This is a genomic window from Candidatus Melainabacteria bacterium (genome assembly GCA_016193285.1).
GTDB lineage: Bacteria > Cyanobacteriota > Vampirovibrionia > 2-02-FULL-35-15 > 2-02-FULL-35-15 > JACPSL01.
This window is the reverse complement of sequence record JACPSL010000033.1, coordinates 24,850-42,728: the sequence shown is the minus strand read 5'-3', so window position 1 is coordinate 42,728 and position 17,879 is coordinate 24,850. Positions and strand designations below refer to the sequence as shown.

At 32.1% G+C, this 17,879-nt stretch carries 23 protein-coding genes and 2 tRNA genes; 13 read left to right on the top strand and 12 right to left on the bottom strand.

The window, feature by feature from the left end:
• Nucleotides 1-220 precede the first annotated feature (220 nt).
• Nucleotides 221-295: transfer RNA gene (locus HYY52_07235), tRNA-Asn, on the bottom strand.
• A gap of 158 nt (nt 296-453) precedes the next feature.
• Nucleotides 454-639, bottom strand: coding sequence for a hypothetical protein (locus HYY52_07230; GenBank protein MBI2996477.1), 186 nt, complete (start codon nt 637-639; stop codon nt 454-456).
• Nucleotides 640-694: 55 nt separating this feature from the next.
• On the opposite strand from HYY52_07230, the gene acpS reads away from it, so the two are divergent.
• On the top strand, nt 695-1,111 hold the full coding sequence (gene acpS / locus HYY52_07225) for a holo-ACP synthase (GenBank protein ID MBI2996476.1): 417 nt from the start codon (nt 695-697) through the stop codon (nt 1,109-1,111).
• On the opposite strand, the gene HYY52_07220 is transcribed toward acpS, so the two are convergent.
• Nucleotides 1,077-1,262 carry a hypothetical protein gene (locus HYY52_07220; GenBank protein ID MBI2996475.1) on the bottom strand — a complete coding sequence of 62 codons (186 nt, stop codon included), beginning with the start codon at nt 1,260-1,262 and terminating at the stop codon, nt 1,077-1,079. The genes acpS and HYY52_07220 overlap by 35 nt on opposite strands.
• A gap of 199 nt (nt 1,263-1,461) precedes the next feature.
• On the opposite strand from HYY52_07220, the gene HYY52_07215 reads away from it, so the two are divergent.
• Genes HYY52_07215 through HYY52_07200 form a run of 4 tightly spaced genes read left to right on the top strand, consistent with a single transcriptional unit; the run spans nt 1,462 to nt 3,444 of the window.
• Complete coding sequence (locus HYY52_07215; protein MBI2996474.1) at nt 1,462-1,767, top strand: hypothetical protein; 306 nt, start codon at nt 1,462-1,464, stop codon at nt 1,765-1,767.
• Complete coding sequence (locus HYY52_07210) at nt 1,760-2,731, top strand: GDP-mannose 4,6-dehydratase (GenBank protein ID MBI2996473.1); 972 nt, start codon at nt 1,760-1,762, stop codon at nt 2,729-2,731. Before HYY52_07215 ends, HYY52_07210 begins: the two co-directional genes overlap by 8 nt.
• Before the next feature lie 15 nt (nt 2,732-2,746).
• Entirely contained in the window at nt 2,747-3,061 is a 315-nt protein-coding gene (locus HYY52_07205) for a nucleotidyltransferase domain-containing protein (protein MBI2996472.1), read from the top strand.
• A complete protein-coding gene (locus HYY52_07200) occupies nt 3,028-3,444 on the top strand; it encodes a nucleotidyltransferase substrate binding protein (GenBank protein ID MBI2996471.1) in 417 nt (138 codons plus the stop codon). Before HYY52_07205 ends, HYY52_07200 begins: the two co-directional genes overlap by 34 nt.
• Nucleotides 3,445-3,451: 7 nt before the next feature.
• Here the strand turns inward: HYY52_07200 and recA are convergent, their stop codons facing one another.
• Together recA and HYY52_07190 are read right to left on the bottom strand one after the other, a co-directional pair.
• Nucleotides 3,452-4,585, bottom strand: coding sequence for a recombinase RecA (gene recA / locus HYY52_07195; protein MBI2996470.1), 1,134 nt, complete (start codon nt 4,583-4,585; stop codon nt 3,452-3,454).
• 28 nt (nt 4,586-4,613) lie between these two features.
• Nucleotides 4,614-5,666, bottom strand: a complete 1,053-nt coding sequence (locus tag HYY52_07190; GenBank protein ID MBI2996469.1) for a hypothetical protein — start codon at nt 5,664-5,666, stop codon at nt 4,614-4,616.
• 171 nt (nt 5,667-5,837) lie between these two features.
• Here HYY52_07190 and HYY52_07185 point away from each other — a divergent pair, with 171 nt between their 5' ends.
• The 3 genes from HYY52_07185 to HYY52_07175 all read left to right on the top strand — a co-directional run bounded on the left by HYY52_07185 (nt 5,838) and on the right by HYY52_07175 (nt 6,621).
• Nucleotides 5,838-6,098, top strand: a complete 261-nt coding sequence (locus tag HYY52_07185; protein ID MBI2996468.1) for a hypothetical protein — start codon at nt 5,838-5,840, stop codon at nt 6,096-6,098.
• 4 nt (nt 6,099-6,102) lie between these two features.
• Nucleotides 6,103-6,468, top strand: coding sequence for a hypothetical protein (locus HYY52_07180; GenBank protein MBI2996467.1), 366 nt, complete (start codon nt 6,103-6,105; stop codon nt 6,466-6,468).
• Nucleotides 6,469-6,549: 81 nt separating this feature from the next.
• Nucleotides 6,550-6,621 (top strand) — tRNA-Cys (locus tag HYY52_07175).
• An 8-nt stretch (nt 6,622-6,629) separates the two neighbouring features.
• On the opposite strand, the gene HYY52_07170 is transcribed toward HYY52_07175, so the two are convergent.
• From HYY52_07170 to HYY52_07160, 3 genes are all read right to left on the bottom strand, one after another.
• On the bottom strand, nt 6,630-7,007 hold the full coding sequence (locus HYY52_07170; GenBank protein MBI2996466.1) for a single-stranded DNA-binding protein: 378 nt from the start codon (nt 7,005-7,007) through the stop codon (nt 6,630-6,632).
• A gap of 60 nt (nt 7,008-7,067) precedes the next feature.
• Nucleotides 7,068-7,280: a hypothetical protein gene (locus tag HYY52_07165; protein ID MBI2996465.1), complete on the bottom strand. Its 213-nt coding sequence runs from the start codon at nt 7,278-7,280 to the stop codon at nt 7,068-7,070.
• A gap of 167 nt (nt 7,281-7,447) precedes the next feature.
• Complete coding sequence (locus tag HYY52_07160; GenBank protein MBI2996464.1) at nt 7,448-8,992, bottom strand: hypothetical protein; 1,545 nt, start codon at nt 8,990-8,992, stop codon at nt 7,448-7,450.
• Between the two features lie 1,110 nt (nt 8,993-10,102).
• Here HYY52_07160 and HYY52_07155 point away from each other — a divergent pair.
• Nucleotides 10,103-10,609: a DUF393 domain-containing protein gene (locus tag HYY52_07155; protein MBI2996463.1), complete on the top strand. Its 507-nt coding sequence runs from the start codon at nt 10,103-10,105 to the stop codon at nt 10,607-10,609.
• Nucleotides 10,610-10,755: 146 nt separating this feature from the next.
• Nucleotides 10,756-11,070 carry an RNA-binding protein gene (locus HYY52_07150; GenBank protein ID MBI2996462.1) on the top strand — a complete coding sequence of 105 codons (315 nt, stop codon included), beginning with the start codon at nt 10,756-10,758 and terminating at the stop codon, nt 11,068-11,070.
• 7 nt (nt 11,071-11,077) lie between these two features.
• On the opposite strand, the gene HYY52_07145 is transcribed toward HYY52_07150, so the two are convergent.
• Both HYY52_07145 and HYY52_07140 read right to left on the bottom strand, forming a co-directional pair.
• Complete coding sequence (locus HYY52_07145; protein MBI2996461.1) at nt 11,078-11,527, bottom strand: DUF2721 domain-containing protein; 450 nt, start codon at nt 11,525-11,527, stop codon at nt 11,078-11,080.
• Nucleotides 11,528-11,592: 65 nt separating this feature from the next.
• Nucleotides 11,593-12,276 carry a response regulator transcription factor gene (locus HYY52_07140; protein ID MBI2996460.1) on the bottom strand — a complete coding sequence of 228 codons (684 nt, stop codon included), beginning with the start codon at nt 12,274-12,276 and terminating at the stop codon, nt 11,593-11,595.
• A gap of 345 nt (nt 12,277-12,621) precedes the next feature.
• On the opposite strand from HYY52_07140, the gene HYY52_07135 reads away from it, so the two are divergent.
• Nucleotides 12,622-13,599: an MCE family protein gene (locus HYY52_07135; protein ID MBI2996459.1), complete on the top strand. Its 978-nt coding sequence runs from the start codon at nt 12,622-12,624 to the stop codon at nt 13,597-13,599.
• Here HYY52_07135 and HYY52_07130 read toward each other — a convergent pair.
• Entirely contained in the window at nt 13,586-14,815 is a 1,230-nt protein-coding gene (locus HYY52_07130) for a DNA double-strand break repair nuclease NurA (GenBank protein MBI2996458.1), read from the bottom strand. The two genes, HYY52_07135 and HYY52_07130, sit on opposite strands and share 14 nt — an antisense overlap.
• A gap of 32 nt (nt 14,816-14,847) precedes the next feature.
• On the opposite strand from HYY52_07130, the gene pheS reads away from it, so the two are divergent.
• Nucleotides 14,848-15,885, top strand: a complete 1,038-nt coding sequence (gene pheS / locus HYY52_07125; protein MBI2996457.1) for a phenylalanine--tRNA ligase subunit alpha — start codon at nt 14,848-14,850, stop codon at nt 15,883-15,885.
• Entirely contained in the window at nt 15,885-16,487 is a 603-nt protein-coding gene (gene yqeK, locus HYY52_07120; protein ID MBI2996456.1) for a bis(5'-nucleosyl)-tetraphosphatase (symmetrical) YqeK, read from the top strand. The genes pheS and yqeK overlap by 1 nt, the downstream gene beginning before the upstream one ends.
• Here yqeK and HYY52_07115 read toward each other — a convergent pair.
• Entirely contained in the window at nt 16,470-17,657 is a 1,188-nt protein-coding gene (locus tag HYY52_07115; protein ID MBI2996455.1) for a response regulator, read from the bottom strand. The two genes, yqeK and HYY52_07115, sit on opposite strands and share 18 nt — an antisense overlap.
• Between the last annotated feature and the right edge of the window lie 222 nt (nt 17,658-17,879).

Here is a 17,879-nt window from a genome sequence, read left to right as displayed (position 1 = left end):
TGGAGATGAGAAAGCAGTAAGAAAATATGTACAAGAACAGGTTAGAGAGATGGATAGGGAGGAAAAAGCAGCAAGGCAATTAGGATTGTTTAGTGGGGAAAGGTTCTAATCTCGGGGGCTTGCCCCCGAGTAGTTAAACCTCACCTTAAGTGGCAAGAAACTAAGTATTACCCTGCAAGAACCTTACAATTTCATTTTTGAACATGCGAACCGTTCATTATGGCTCCCAGGAGTGGGATCGAACCACCGACCAATCGGTTAACAGCCGACCGCTCTACCGCTGAGCTACCTGGGAATATCAGATTACAAACTAATTGAGAATTGAAAATTGAGAATTAAAAATCAAATAAATTTTATCTCTAATTACCTATTATCAATTGTCAATTAACAGAGTTTATAATACCGCATTTATTTTTTGTAAGCTAGAAGTTTTTACTAAGGTGGTATTGGTATCTATTTTCTAGTAGTGTGCTCAGATTTAGGTGGAACAATTGGTAGATTATGACCTGTTCTGGATTGTGCTTCTCTCATCCAAGGTTCTAATTCTTTTTCTAATTTTGTCCTTTGCTGTCTTGATTCATTTCTGCCAGTTGGTCTTAACTGTAAATAGCCCTTTTCGATAGCTTTTGTGTTTGTCATTGTATCTCCTCTTGATATATTATTAGCTAGAATAAGTTTATTCTATCAAAAAGCAATGAAAAAGATATCTAAACTAAAGCCACCTCAAGTAAAAATCGGCACCGACATCTGTCAAATAAATCGTATTAAGTCGACTTATGAAAAACTAGGCAAGAAATTTTTAGAGAAAATTTTAACAAAAAATGAAATCAAGTACGTTACTTCAAATAAAAAAAATTTTATTCACAAACTTGCTGGTAGATTTGCAGCTAAAGAAGCTACATTAAAAGTTTTAGGCACAGGATTAGATGGGGTTTATTTTAAAGAAATTGAAATTTTAAGAGAAAACTCAGGCTCACCAAAAATTGTTTTGCACAAAAGAGCAAAAGAAGTTGCAAGAAAAAAAAGACTTAGTAATTTCGAAGTTTCTATATCACATGAAAAAGATTTTGCAATAGCTATTGTAATTGGTATGAGGGCTCCGGAATATTAGTCTTTAGTCCTGCAAAAGATGCTAAAACTTTTTTTGCTACAACCTCATTAGAACATGGAATCTTTATTTTTTTTTCATTACTTCTTTCTATAACAATAAAAATTGGTAATAACTTTGACTCTTTAAGTTCTAGATCCTGTATAACACTCATTTTCACACCTACCCTGTGCTAATTGCTCTCTTAATTAGAGTACAAATTAGTAAGGTAAAAAACAATTCTTGACAAGCTGGGAACTTTTTGTATCGCATGAAAAATCTAGGGTTTTCTTGTTTACAAAAAAGTTATGCTCATAAAACTAACATCTTCTTGACATGTGGTTGTTATGAAAGGTTACAATATAGCCTAAGAAATGTCAGAAACAATGATACTAGAAGAATTTATTAACTACTATCACAAAAACAAAGATACAAAAAAACAGATAAAAGAATTACTCTTATCCTGGTTAAAAAAAGAACTTAAGTCAATACCAAGTAAAAATTATCAAAAGGTTTTACATAAAGAACTAACTTTAACTTGTGATGAAAGTATTGTTTCTAAAAATAAGCAAGGTGAAAATTTATTAAACTCATTAATTAGAATTACAGGAATTCTTGAAGAAAAAGAATTTGAAAGTTGGGTTAGTACTGTCAAGCCAAAGGACTTTTTACATGCTTAAGTGCTTAGTAACTGGTTTTGCTGGCTTCATAGGTAGTCACTTAACTGAAAGACTTTTAAGTGAAGGATATTTAGTTGCTGGAGTAGATGACTTTAATGATTATTATGATCCAAAAATAAAAGAAAGAAATATAAGCCACTTTAAAAATGCTCTAGGTTTTATTTTTACTAAGGGTGATATAAGAGATAAAAATTTAATAGATGAAATATTTTCAAAACATAAACCTGATATTATAATTCATTTAGCAGCCAGAGCTGGTGTAAGGCCGTCATTAAAACTGCCGCTCTTATATGAAGAAGTAAATGTAGGTGGAACTTTAAACTTACTAGAAGCAGCAAAAAATAATAATTGTAAGAAATTCATTTTTGGATCAAGTAGTTCAGTTTATGGTGAATGTAAAAATATTCCTTTTAACGAAAGTGAATTAGATCTAAAACCAATTTCACCATATGGAGTAAGCAAGTTAACTGCTGAAAGATATTGTTACACTTACAGCTATTTATACAAAATGCAGATTGTTTGTTGTAGATTTTTTACAGTTTATGGTCCAAGACAAAGACCAGATTTAGCTATTTATAAGTTTACAAAATTAATTGATGAAGGAAAACCAATTCCTGTCTTTGGAGACGGCCAGTACAAAAGAGATTTTACATATATTACTGAAATTATAGATGGAATAACTAGTTCAATGAACTACAACAAAACAAGTTTTGAAATTCTTAATTTAGGTGAATCACATACTACATCGGTTATAGAACTGGTTAAACTTTTAGAAGATGCTCTTAGCAAAAAAGCAGTCATAGACTGGCAACCGGCACAGCCTGGTGATGTGCCACTGACTTATGCTGATGTAAGTAAAGCAGAAAAGTTATTAGGTTATAAACCAAGAACAAAACCAGAAGAAGGAATTAAAAAGTTTGTAGAGTGGTATAAGACACTACAAGAAGACAGCATCAATGTATAATATAATTATTTAGATATGGAAAATGATTATATAGATATTGTAAAAAAAATAGTCCTTGAAAATATTCCAAAAGACAAGTTTAATATTTTTCTTTTTGGGAGTAGAGTTAGAGAAAAACACAGGCAAAGAGCAGATATAGACATTGGTGTAAAAGGAAACACAAAACTAGACAAAAAAATAATTTGGGAAATAAAAGATACAATCGAAGAATCAATTGTACCTTACAAAGTTGATATTATTGATTTTGTAGATGTAAATCCTGAGTTTAAGGAAGAAGCTTTAAAGGACATTAAAATATGGAACAAAGTGGAATCTATAGACATAAATTAAGTTTATTTGAAATTGCTGTAAATGGATTTGAAGAAGTACTTAAAATAAATCTTGATCAGTTTTCAAAAGTAGAACTTGATGCAATAAAAAACGGACAGATTCAAAAGTTTGAATACTGTGCAGAATTAATGTGGAAAGTACTGCAATCTTATATTAATGAAAAAATAGGAGAAGACATCAATGGCCCAAAGCCAGCAATAAAAGCTGCTTTGAACAACAATATTATAAATGACAAAATTTATGAGACTTTATTTGAAATGATTGAAGCCAGAAATAAACTTTCGCATATTTACGATCAAAAACAATTTGAAGAAATTTATAGTAAGCTTCCAGATTTCTTAAAGATACTTAAAAATCTTGTGGAAAAATTAAAAAGCTTGTAGAATCTCGTCATTCGTCATTTTCTTTAAAGTCTTTTGCCCAGCCAGATTCAGTACTTGAATCGATAGCTCCACTATGCTGTGCTCTGAGTTCCTGGATCTTAGTTCTAACTTTTGATTCAATTTCTTTCATCATCTTTTGATTAGATGATAAAGCTTCTACTGCTTTTTCACGTCCTTGTCCAAGCTTGTCAGAATTGTATGTAAACCATGTGCCTGATTTTTGAACTACATCAAGATTACATGCTACATCAAGAAGTGAGCTTTCAAAGCTAATTCCTTTTCCGTACAAAAGATCAAACTCAGCTACTCTAAACGGTGGTGCAACTTTATTTTTTACTACTTTGACTTTAATTCTGTTCCCATATTCAACATTATCTTTTTTTAATGTTTCAATCTTTCTAACATCAAGTCGAAGTGAAGCATAGTATTTAAGAGCATTTCCACCAGTGGTAGTTTCAGTTGGGCCATACATAACACCAATTTTTTGACGCATTTGATTTATAAAAATAATTACACTTTTTGTCTTACTTACAATTCCTGTAAGTTTTCTAAGTGCCTGGGACATAAGTCTTGCTTGAAGTCCCATGTGTGAGTCACCCATTTCACCTTCAATTTCTGCTTTTGGTACAAGTGCAGCAACTGAATCTATTACCACTACATCAATAGCACCAGATCTAACTAGTTGTTCAGTAATTTCAAGTGCTTGTTCGCCAGTGTCAGGTTGGCTAATTAAAAGATCATCTGTATTAACCCCAAGTGCTCTTGCATAATCCGGATCAAGGGCATGTTCTGCATCAACAATTGCTGCAATGCCACCAAGTTTTTGTGCTTGAGCACAAATGTGCATGGCAACAGTTGTTTTACCGCTTGACTCTGGTCCAAAAATTTCAATTACTCTTCCACGAGGAACGCCACCTACTCCAAGAGCTAAATCAAGAGAAATAGCACCAGTTGGAATTGCATCAATTACTCCATAACGTGCTTCCCCAAGACGCATTACAGAGCCTTTGCCAAAATCTTTCTCAATTTTCTCAAGAGTTAAACTAAGAGCTTTAAGTTTTTCACTTCTTTCATCAGGTTTTACCTCTGACTTATCACGACCTTTTTCTTTTACTTCTTCTTTTGTTATTGTCTTCACCATGGCATGTCTCCTTTTTATTTTCCTACACCTAAAAGTCAAGAGGGGTATTTTGCGTAGCAGCTAACTCTAATTGTAACTGCTCATCCAGTTCACTTACTGCCTGTAGACCAGCAAGTTCAATTAATGCATTTTTCTCTGCCCTTACTCCTGCATCAAGTCTCCTAATTTCTCTTTCAACTGCTCTTCTCTGAATGCTTGTTAATACTTGTGTTTCTTGTGAATTGGTTTCATGAGCATCTAAGATATCTTTCTTAGCTTCTTCTAGTTCATTAGTTGCTAGTGATCTTTCCACCATCAATCTTTTATAATTGTGATATCTTTGCCTTAACCTTTCAGCCACTTCATCAATCATCATAAATAAAATAATAGTTTCAGTTTGAGAAAGTTGAATTAAGCTTTTATCTTTTTGCATTTTTCCTTCAATAACACTACCTAAAACTCTTCCACCAACTTGGCTCCCATAATATGCACCAGCATTATTAGTTAAAGCCTGCAAGGCATAAAATGGTAAAAATATAGCAGCACCAAGAGTCCGTGATAAAAATGAACTGGCTTGTTGAGGAGAATTTGCAGGGCTTAATTTTTGGATAATAAATTGAATTGTTTTATTTCTTTCAATTGTTGCTTTCCAGAGATTTAAAAGCTGTTCTTGTTCATTTCTTGAAAAGAATTCATCAATTGCTACTTGTTCTTCAGGTGTTAGTTGTATTGATGGTTGAATAAAATTTAATCCTTGTTCTTCTGCTTTTTGAAGTTCTTTGCGTCTTAATTCAAGTTCAGAAAGTGAACTTTTACTAGTTTCTTTTTCAAGTTTAATTAAATTTTCATTACTGCTTAAAGTAGTTTCTTTTAAGTGATGCTCACTAGGAAGATATTTAGAAAATGATACATAGCCTTTAATAGGTTTGTCTAACTTGTCAAAAATTGGAAGTGTTGGTTTTGTTGTTTCAATCAGCTTATTTAATATTTCTTCTTGCTTCTTAGAAAATTTGTGAAAAGCAAAAGATGGTGCTAAGATCAAAGAAAAAAAATTTAGGATAATTGCTAAAGCCAAGCTACTATTTAAAGTACTATTTTTCATATCAGGTGTTTTTACTTATTCAATATTTTTACCTTACAGCATGTTAAAAATATACTAGCAGGTTTAGATTTGTACTAACGTAACCAAAGGTTACATCCATGAAAAAAATTAGGAATTTGCAGCTCTTCTGGTCTAGATTTAAAATATGCTTTAATAGTAGAGATTTAAAATATGAATAAGAATTTACTCATCTCATTAGCACTAATACTACTAATAGCACCTAGATGTTTTGCAAAAACACAACTCCCTGTTTGTACACAGATAGGTGAGATTCATTGCCCAAAAGGTTTCAAGCCTACTTGTCCAAAACAATATAAGCCATCTTGCGTCTTTGTAGGTAATATGCAGTTACCTGCATGTCTTGCTGATAGCTATGATGATACAGCATTTGACTTTCATCTCGACAAAATTTCGTGTCAAAAAGGTAAATAAAAATTTGAATTTGTTTTTTTTAATTTTGTTTTCAACTTTATTTAATTTGTTTTTTTATTGTAGTTATGCTAGAGCTAACCAGGAGCAATTTTATCTATGCCCACTATGTACCCAAGATGGTTTAATTGTATGTCCCGATGGTTTTGAAGCAGCATGTTCAGACAAAAGTGTAAACAATGCAGAACCTAAATGTATACTTTTAGGTCAGAAATATATTGCAGGATGTTGGGAGTTTATTGGAATTAAAAAAGTTGATCTTAATCTATTTCCTGCAAACATGCCACCATCTCTTATGGTTAACATAATTGGGGGTGGGGAAACTTACACTTTAAATAGGGAAACTATTGGGTGTAAGGAAATTGACAATTAAATTCGGTTTTGAGATATTATATTATTTGAATTGGTTTTTTATTCTAATTCTCTGATTTCTGATCCTCTGATTCTCTGAAACGGCGGCATAGCCAAGCGGTAAGGCCGAGGTCTGCAAAACCTCTATGCGGCGGTTCAAATCCGCCTGCCGCCTTTGGGGATCTACAGATCTGGATCTACACCATTATTCTTCTTCTTATTAGAGTCTAGTGATTGAATGGAATTAGCAATGACAGTAAGTCTATAACGTTTGTTATTGTCTTTGTCTTTCCAGCGATCTGGACGTAACTCACCATGGACAACAACCATCCGCCCTTTTACTAAATAATTTTCAGCAAACTCAGCTTGTTTTCCCCATGCAATAATTCCATCAATAAAATCTGCATCTACTCCATCCTCTCCTCCCTTAAATTTCTTTCTTATATTTCTTATCGCAAGACATAAGTTTACCTTTTTATATTTTTTATCTTTTCCTACCTCATCAACTTCTGGATCCCTTGCTAGACGACCAATTAGAGTAACCTGATTCTGTGCTGACATGATTTTCTCCTTTCATATTTTAATGAAATAGAGGCGAGATAATCTCGCCTCTACAAACATTTATTGTTTTTTTGCTTTTTTGCTTTTCTTTGCTTTTGTTGCCTTCTTTTTCTTTGGTTTTTCATTACCATCTTCACTCAAAACGGCAGCTTGTACCTCTTGAATACCTGTGCTTAATGGCTTTGAAGTTTTTTCTTCTAAAGCAAATGCAAGGTTATTTGAAAGTATGCCCATGCAAAGAACTGCAAGAATTGTTAATTTTATGTTTTTCATTTTGTCTCCTTCCCCAACAAATTTTTAGTTGGAAGAAAGAGTATAAAGATTTAGCTTCCTTAATTTCAATATGCGATCTTGTAAATCCTTTATGTTTTTGTAACCAATGGTTACATGAAATGATAAATTTTTTTTAATGTTCGTGAGAATGTAACCTTTGGTTACATTTATGGGTTTGAAAAATCACAAATAACTCGAAAACCTCTTTCAGATTCTGTTGTAGTTGGTGCAGTACTAATGTTTAAATACAAAGGTGATCTAGAATCAACTCCTGTTGTCCATGAACCTCCACGAACAGTTCCATATTGTGCATTTGTTGAGTTTGTAAGAAACTTCCCGTCATTTACTCCTTCATTTAGATCGCTTTGATTACCATTAGCACCTGTGCGTGGAAGTCCTAACCCTCTAAATTCAATTTCATCTGAGCTTGTTGAATTATTTGTATTCCCTGCAATATCAACAAAACTAAAAAATTTATTGTTGGTTGTAAAAGAAAGTGGAATTCCTGCACCTTGATATCCTGAATCTACAATAAATCCACTTGCACTTTTTGTTATAGTGTAATCAATCCACTCTCTAACATTTCCCACTAAGTCATAAACTTGCAAGTCACCATCAAATGCGTTTGTTGAATTTGTAGCACTGTCTGCTGAAGCTCCTATGGCTGAACCATTGGGATTTGTTGTTGCAGTAGAATCTAGCAAATGGCCCCAACTTTTAAATCCAGTTCCTGTTAAACATCTACCGCTAGCACCACCATTTTCTACAGGATCATCAGTACAAATAAAACCAGCATTATTTCTTCCGTCTTTTCCAGTCCTAGTATTTCCTCTCTCATTCCAACCACCATTTGCTGTAGCACCAAAAATACCATTTTCTTTAGCATATCTTCCAAGTAAATAAAGTGAATACCATTCCCTCATCCCAATTAATTTACAACTTCCAAGTCCGGATATTTGTCTTCCTGTAGCACTTGCATTTAGTTTTGCTGTTGCAAGATTTATACTTGTCCATGGAACAACATTTCTTTTACTTATTGGAACAGTGGATGTGCCTTCAGCTGTTGCTGTTGCATCAGCTCTTGCTGCTTCATATTTATCTATCCAAAATCCACCATACACTACACCGTCGTGTATAAAGAAAGGTATTTTTATCATCCTTGTCATATTGCTTGAGCTAGTTGTAAAATCTTGCTCATCTGATAAAGTAGACCAGTTTGCAATTACTTCTTCTATTGTTCTAAGCTCTGGCCCTTGACAATCAAGAGTATTAAATGAGCCATCCATATTTATGTCTTCATTTGAATTGTTGATTCCATTTCCATTTAAGTCCCAGCAGTTAATTCCATTTGTGCCACTTGCACCAGTAGCGCCTGTAGCTCCTGTAGCACCTGTTGCACCAGTAGCGCCTGTAGCTCCTGTAGCACCTGTTGCACCAGTAGCGCCTGTAGCACCTGTAGCACCTGTAGCACCTGTAGCTCCTGTTATACCCGTTACACCTATTGCACCAGTATTTCCTGTTACTCCATTAAAACCTACTGGAATCCCAAAAGTAAGATTACATAAAACAGGATCAAAAAATGAAGTAGCTTGCCTTCCTGGTGGAAGATTATTTGTAAAGATCATTAGATTATCGTTTGGATTTTCACAAATACTCATGCCATCCATGCCAGCTAATCCATCCATTCCATCCATACCATCTATGCCATCCATCCCAGGAGCAATGTCTATTCCTAAACTATCTGTACTTAGATTTGTTGAACTAATTAGTAAACCATTTACTAAAGTTACAGATCTCCCTAGAAGAGGACTTGAAATAGTTACATCTCTAAATCCTGGTGAAGCATTATCTTTTGTAACTATATTTGCTTTTAAAATATCATCACCAAAACTTAAGATATCTTTTATTTCTATATCTACTTTATTACTTTCTATAAATATCTCTGTTAGTGAGTCAAGTCCCTTACCAATAAGTGTAAGAACTGTCGTAGCTCCTGGATTAACAACAGAGGGAGTTACAGCATCTAATCTAAAATCAGGCTTAGTAAAGATTGTAGTAGTAGTAGTTCTGTCATCATCTACAGTGGCTCTTAAAGTATAAGCACCTGGTAGTATGCCTTTAACATACACTTTAAGCACTTTAAAATCAATTGCTTGTATCAGTAAGTTTTGGTTCTGTATTTTTTTTAAGTTAAAAATAACAAATGAATTGATGCGGAAATTCTGTTTTTTTTCTTTTGAAGGCCTAAGCTCACTTGGTTTAAATATTTTTAACCCCTTCTCTATAAGTGTGTTACTATCAATGCCTAAACCAATACTTTCTGCACCTATTACTTCAACTTTCACGGTTTTTGAATTTGGTTCTAAGATTAAATCTATAGCCAGCTTTTGATTTAGTTCTATATTATTTCTGTCATATCTAAATGTTGGAAGCAATATACTAGATAAGTTTTCTTGTGCTTTTAGACTTTTGCTTTTTGCTGCATGAATATATAATGCAAGTGAATTACCCTGACTCATTAAGAACATAATCAGGATAAGAAAACTTAAATATAATTTTTTCATTTTCTTATTCACTGGTAGATTAAACCTACTAAAACTTCTCTCACTATATAATTAAGAGCCGATTAAGAAAGTTTACTTTTGTTTGTGATTTATGTCACCTTGTAATACTTACCCTAAGGAGAGATGTTTCTTCATATTTTTTTCAAAGTATAACAAATGTTATTAGGGTTAAAACAATTATCTTGTTTTCACATATTGTGTATTATTATTCTTTGGGAGCAAAAGGAACTTAGAGGGAAAAAGAAAACGCTTTCTAACATGTTAAAAAAAATAAGTTTATTTGTTTTACTAATTATTCTTAGTGCATATGTTCAAGATTCAATTGCAAAAGAAAAGTTTCCTCATTCAAAAACTTTAGATAAACAAACTCTAAGAGAAATTTACAAAGTTAATAAATATTATTGGGTAATTTATGACAGTATTTGTCCATATTGTAGAGATGCTAAAAAAAATATCAAGCTCTTGGATTGGGAAAGTAAATTTCAATTTTTATCCTATAGAGATGATACTGTTTATAAACTATTTCCCAATTTAACTAAAGAAGCATGTGAAAGGGATGTTCATATGGTAACTCCTACTGGAGAAGTAATTGTTGGCTATCAAGTGTTTAAAACAATTATTGATAACCTGGCAGCAACAAAGGTTTTAAATCCACTGTTACATAATGATTTTGCTGAAAAGAAGTTAAGAGAGATTTATGAAAAGATGGTTAAAAAGAGAACTTGTTACTATAACAAATCAAATTGTAAGTTAAAAAAGAAGTAGGCGTGGTACAATGTTTACATCCACTGTGTAAAAGTAGGATTAGTTTGTGATCTTGAGAAGAGTGTTGGGTTCTGGTCTTTAGTTTGATCTTTTCCTTAATCCTCTTTCGAAAGTTATCACTGTTAGTAAAAGAAAGAGGATTAAAAATGGCAAAGAAAATTTTTGTTGGCAATTTATCGTTTCAGATTACTGATGTTGAATTAGAAGATCTGTTTAAAGAATATGGAGAAGTAGCATCAGCTAAAGTAATAGTTGATAGAAGAACAGGCCGCTCCAGAGGATTTGGTTTTGTTGAAATGAAGGCAGAATCAAATGCTGAGCAGGCTATAGAAGCATTAAATGGTGCTGATGTAAAAGGCAGACCAATTAATGTTAGTTTTGCAAGAGAACAATCTGAGGGAGAACGAGGTGGATACTCAGGTGGTTATCAAAACAGAAGAAGCTATAACAATAACTACTAAACACAGACTAATTTTTTTTAAATATTTTGTTTACATAATCAATTTCTTGCCAAATTGATTTCATAGTAAATTGTCTTTCTAATACAAGTATAATGCTTGCTATTGGCAAAATTATAACACCTACAATACCGCTTGCTAAAGTAAGTAAGCGTAAATCTTTTGAGATGATTTGATCAAGTGACATAAATAACGTTGTAAGAGCAAAACAGCTTAATGAAGAATAAAACATTGTAAGTGCAGTTTCTAAAAGCCTTATTCTTGGCCCAACTTTTTCAAGCTTGATAAATAATTGTTCAAGTTCATCTTTATTTGTTTCTTTCTTTGCCTTTTCACAGTAGGCTCTACAAATGTCTGTAACCTTAATTAATCGTGTACTTGTTGAAGAAATAAGATTCCCACATGCGGAAATTAAAATAGCCATTGTAATTAGTGAAGTAAATGTTGCTGTTTCATTCACAATTAATATATTTTACCAGGGACATGTCGTGGCATGTCTGAGTAGAGACGCCCAATAGGGCATCTCTACTCAGTATTTAATGTATATCCAACACCTCTTATAGTTTGTAGAAGTATGGGCCTTCTTGGGTTAGGTTCAAATTTTTTTCTTAGATATCCAATGTGAATATCTACTGTTCTTGTTTGCCCAAATTGTTGCCAGCCCCAAACATTGTTTAAAAGTTCATTTCTTGAAAAGACTTTATTTGGACATTGAGCCAGTGCATATAAGAGCTGAAATTCTTTATGGGTAAGATCTTTTACTTCACCTCTGTATTTTACTTTTCTTCTTTCAAGATCAATTTCCAAATCCTTTACAATTATTTTCTTGTCAAAATTTTCAAGCTGATTTTGTTTAAGCTGAACTTCAATGCGCGCAAGAAGTTCATTAGGCTGAAAAGGTTTTCTAATATAATCTTGTGCACCGAGTTCTAGTCCAATTACAGCATCAATTTCAGATGATTTTTTAGTTAGAAATATAATTGGATTTTTAAAACCAAAAGCTCTAAGCGATTTACAAACAGAAAAACCATCCATTTCGGGAAGGATAGTCTCTAGTATGACAAGATTTGGTTTTTCTTTTAGGGCTAATTCAAGTCCTTCTTTGCCATTTTTAGCACTCAGTAGTATCAGCCCATTCTTTGATAAGAAGTTCTGTAATTGTACAAAAGTACTATCGTCTTCATCGACGATAAGGATCTTTGTGCTCATTGCTTTACACTGTTTTTAAATTGCCAGTTCTTTTAGCTTGATGATAATTGTACTACATGTAAAATAAAATTCAAGACAGTAATCAAAATAGTAATTATGTTCTTTAAAAACTATTACTAAATCAATCCTAAGTTTTAACTATTCCCCCAATTTCATACATAGATTAAAAATTTCTTTTAAGTATTGTGAAGCAAAGCTATTGCTACAACTTTTTTACAGTCTTGGTAAGACTAATTTGCATTACTTCCTGTTGGTTGGTAGCTTGATACTTTATCCAAGTATCTTACGCAAAGCGATTGATTTTTTATAACCTTATTGGTTAACATTTTAACTATGCTGCGTTTGATGTCATATTTTCTTATTGCACTTTTTCTTGGAGTTAGTTTTTTTGTTTATCAAAACTCCCAAAGAACCTTTGAAGCAAAATTTAAAAACATTGATGGGCTTCCAAAAGGAGCTCCTGTTACTGCTCTTGGTGTAAAAGTAGGAAAAGTAATAAAAACAAAACCAGTTAAAGATGGAATTATTGTAAAAATAAAAATTACAAACAAATCCTTTCCAATACCACAAGCTGGTTCTGAACTTAAAGTTACTTCATTTAGACCAAATAAAGGCAGGATTCTAGAAATAATTCCACCAAGAGAAGACACTTCAAATGATATAAAAGCATTTATAGTCCAAGAACCAATTACAACTGAAAGCTGGATGCAGGCTTCTTTAGATCTTTTACAAAATCTGAAAAATTTCTCAGAAGTGATTATAAAAAAAATTACACCTGAAAATTTTGAACAAGCTAGACTAACTTTAGCTAATTCAAAAGATGCACTTGATGAAATAGCTGTAAGACTTAGTCAGTATGAGCAAAATTTAAGATTAGTAAAAGATAACTTTAATGAACTTTTATTCAAACTTCAAAAGCCAATATCTTCTTTAAGGGAAATAGTAACTGACAAAGATTTTCCTACTACTTTTAAACCTCAATTTAAAATCTTTTCAGAAAATTTAACAGAAATATCAAACAATGTTTTAAAGCCAGAATTTATTACAAATCTGGATGATTTTAAAACTATGATTTTAGATCATTTAAATCAAATCAATGCTTCTCTAACTCAACTTGATAGCATGGTTAAAACTTTAGAATTAAAACAAAAGATTAAAGATTTTAATGATAATCTAACAAGATTAAATACCAGATATGAGGAATTAAATCAAAAAAATGTTCGGAGAGACGCGATTAACCGTGTCTCTCCAGTGTTAAAAGAAATTGTTCACAAAGCAAGAGAAGCAACAACAAAAGTCAGTGAATCAACTAAACAAAACTAATTCTTTTTTTTAGTTCCTTACTTGATAAAGCCACAGGTCTTTGAGAATTTTTTAGCAATTGTTCACGAATAAGATCATAAAACACCCTGCGATCATTTTTACTTACTACTGCCTGTAAGTGAGCTTCACCCAGAACGATAGGATAACCAAAACCTACCTTGCATTGGAGAGCTAAAACGTTGTGCAATAAATTCATGAGCTTATCATCACTAGCTACATAATAAGGAAGTTCTACCCTTGCAATTTCAGTGCCAGTATTCATATAAAAGAATAAAACCTTTAAATCGTTAGGATAGTAATTTAATATTTTGCTATTTGATTTAAAAGCAACAGTCCGATTCCCTAAGTTACTTTGATTTACTGGTAGAAATTTTTCAACAAGTCTCCTATCTAGAACTGGCTTGTAGTCAGGCATTGGATTACACGGTAAATTTTTTGAATTTATATCCGAGCAATGTTTTTTACAGTCAACTAATTCATAAGGACACTTATAAATCTTAAGCATATTAATTAAATCGTTTGATCTTGAATTACTTAAAAAACTAGCAACAGGAATATTTAATGATTTAAGTTCAAACAAAGCATCTGAAAATCTCTTAATAAAACTTTCAATAAAAGCATTACTAAACTTTTCTAAATGCCAATGAATGAATGTTCCATCTAAAAGAGCAATAACTGGGGTGTCATATGACTTATATTTTTTTACTTGTAAAACCAATTCTTCTATTTCTTTTAAAGTACGTTCATATGAAATAAGATCTTCTTCTTGAACATTTTCTGAATTACTAAATGAATTAATTTCATCTAGTGAATTGTAAATTGTTGGTTCTGAGTTTAAAACCACTGCAATATTCTTATTAAAATAAGGGATACTTACTATTCCTATATTTATTAGTGAAGCACTAGTAAACTCATGTGCAGAAGGAACTATTTGTGAGCCATCAGTAGCTACCACTATATGAGATAATGAAAAATTTTTATCGCATTCATATATATGATCTAGCTTCTTAGATCTAGACTCAGGAACAGCGAAGAAAAAAACAGACTTCTTAGAACTTTGTGTTTCAAGAAGCTTGGAAATCAAGTGTTCTCCACTTTCTAAAGCTGACTGAAAAACCTTAAAGGTGGAATCAAGCCTTTGTTGATTTAAATCCCTTGAGTCTTGTCTTTCAATATTTTTAACTTGAGTTATGAGTTTTTTTAAATCTAATGGCATTTCTTTATTATATTCTATAATTAATAAATACTATGATTAACACTTTAGAAGATGCAATTAAAAAACTTAAAGGTGAAATTGAATCAGACTTAGTAAAAGTTATTGACTCAAAAACCCTTGAATCATTCCGAATTAAATATTTAGGAGAGAAGAGCTTTATTACTACTGAAAGAAAAAATCTTAAAAATATTCCACAAGACGAAAGACCAGGCTATGGAAAACTTTTAAATGATTTAACTGAATATATTAAAAACTTATATGACAACAAAAAACAATTTATTGAAGATAAGGAACTTGAGGAAAAACTTTCAAAACATACGTTTGATATAACTTTACCAGGCATCCCTCATGAAGCAGGACATGAACATCCACTAAGTTTAGTTACAGAGGAAATTATAGACATCTTTCATGGAATGGGATTTAGTACAGTTCAGGGACCAGAAGTAGAAACAGATTTTTATAATTTTACTGCTTTAAATACTCCTCCTGATCACCCTGCAAGAGATGAACAAGATACTTTTTACACAAATGTTGCACCACATGTTCTCTTACGTAGTCACACATCTACTGTTCAAATCAGAACAATGGAAAAAATGAAGCCGCCACTCAGAGTTCTAGCTCATGGAAGAGTTTATAGAAATGAAGAAATTAACGCTAGAAAAATGCCATTTTTTCATCAGCTTGAAATATTAGCAGTAGAAAAAGAACTAACTTTTGGAAATATGAAATGGGTTTTAAATGAGTTTACAAATAAATTTTTTGGAAAAGAAATTAAAACAAGATTTAGGCCTGACTTCTTCCCTTTTACAGAGCCAAGTGCTGAGCTTGATGCAGAGTGTCCATTTTGTGATGGAGCTGGGTGTACTACTTGTGGAAATAGAGGCTTCTTAGAATTGCTTGGCTGTGGAATGGTAGATCCAAATGTTTTACTTGCAGTAGATATTAATCCTAATGAGTGGATTGGATTTGCTGCTGGATTAGGATTAGAAAGATTTACAATGCTAAAGTATAAGATTCCAGACATCAGATACTTCTTTACTGGAGATATAAGGTTTTTAAAACAATTTTAATGTATGATTCAAACATAAAACACGAATTAAAAAAATTAAAACCTGAAATTGAATCTTGGTTAAAACAAAATGTTAGCGAAGATAGATTTAGTCACATCGTTCGAGTTGTAAAAACAGCAAAAAGATATGCTAAGAAACTAGAGCTTGATCGTTACAAAGCAGAATTGTCTGCATGGCTTCATGATATAGCAAAAGAATTGCCAGATGAAAAACTTTTAGAAATTGCTAAGCAAAAAAACATTGATTTAGATGAAGTAGATTATAATATGCCTCACATTTTACATGCAAGAGTTGGAGCAGAAATAGCTAAAGAAAAATTTGGGATTAATGATGAAGATGTACTAAGTGGCATTAGATGTCATACTTTGGCTGAGCCAGATATGGGTAAAATAGGCATGCTTATATATCTTGCAGATGCAACTGAGCCAGGTAGAGAAAAAAAATTTGCTGCACCTGTTAGAAAAATATTTAAGGAGAAAGGATTAAAAGCAGCAATACTGCTAGCTATAGATAAAAAAATATTAGATGTCATTGAAAGAAATAAAAAAGTTCATCCACTTACAATAAAAGCAAGAAATTGGTTATTAAACAACATTTTCTAGAGTGTGATCTTCAACTATTGGAACGTATTGTTTAAATTCTTTAGGTAATTTAACAACAAATACAGAACCTTGATTTGGTTTGCTATTTACTGAAATATGCCCGCCTAAAATTGTTACAAGTTTTTTTGATAAAGCTAGTCCAATTCCCAAGCCACCTTGTGACCTGGTAATTGAATCATCTACTTGCCAAAACTTATCAAAAATGTAAGTAATGTTTGACTTAGAAATACCGATACCTTCATCTTGAATCTTAAATTCAATATACTCACCAGAATATTCCTTTGCTGATACAAGAACTTTGCTCTTTTCACTTGAGAATTTAATGGAATTAGAAATAATATTTAATAATATCTTCTCAATGAATTCCCTGCTGGATTCTAATTGTATGTTCTTGTCTTCTAAAATAAACTTTAAATCTATTTTCTTTTTTAATGCAAGAGGGGTAACTGCTTGAGATAAATAATTAAACACATTTTCAACACTAAATATTTCAACACTTATGTGTATTTTCTCTTGTTCAACAGTTGCAAAATCTAACAACTGGTTTATTAAACTTAATAGCTGAGCTCCACCTTCTCTAACCTGTTTTACCATTAATTTCTGAGGGTAGTTTAATTCTCCTTGTAAGCCTTGCATTAAAATATCCGAGTAACCAAGGATAGCTTGTAAAGGTGTCCTTAATTCATGTGAAACTTTTGAAACAAAATTTGATTTTATCTTGTCTAACTCCTGTAACTTTTTGTTTTCTTTAACAAGCTCAATTGATTTTGCTATTGCATTCTTGAGTCTTAGCATTGCTCTTAAACGGGATTTTAATTCATTTGGCTTTATTGGCATAATAATGAATTCATCTACACCTTGTTCTAAAGCTATAACGTTTACTTCTGGTGCATAAGAGCTCATCATAATGATAGGAATAAAAGGGAGCTTTGAATTTGTTCTGATTTTCTGGCAAACTTCAATACCATCAATTCCTGGAAGATTATAATCAAGCAGAATAATATCTGGAACAAATGCTTCCACAATTTTTAATGCACTTATTCCACATGAAGCATGTAGTATCTCATAGTTTTCACCTTCAAGCCAATAACTAATTGCTGCTCTGTTGTTGCTTGAGTCATCTACAACAAGTAATTTTGTTTTTTTTGTAGTTGGCCGAGATTCTTTCATTGTTGCTTCAATCTCCAGAAATCTCAAAATGAAAGCTCTTAAATTATTTAAAATTTTTCTTTTGAGTTGAGTATAAATCTTTAGGATTCCGAAAGCAAGTCCTTTTTAGTTGATTATTAAATTTAAAAAGTTAAGTTTTAAAAATTTTTAGCTCATTAGCACTAAATTGTAAGAATTTTTATATGAGCCTAATACTTTTACTGTATATCAATTAAAGGAATT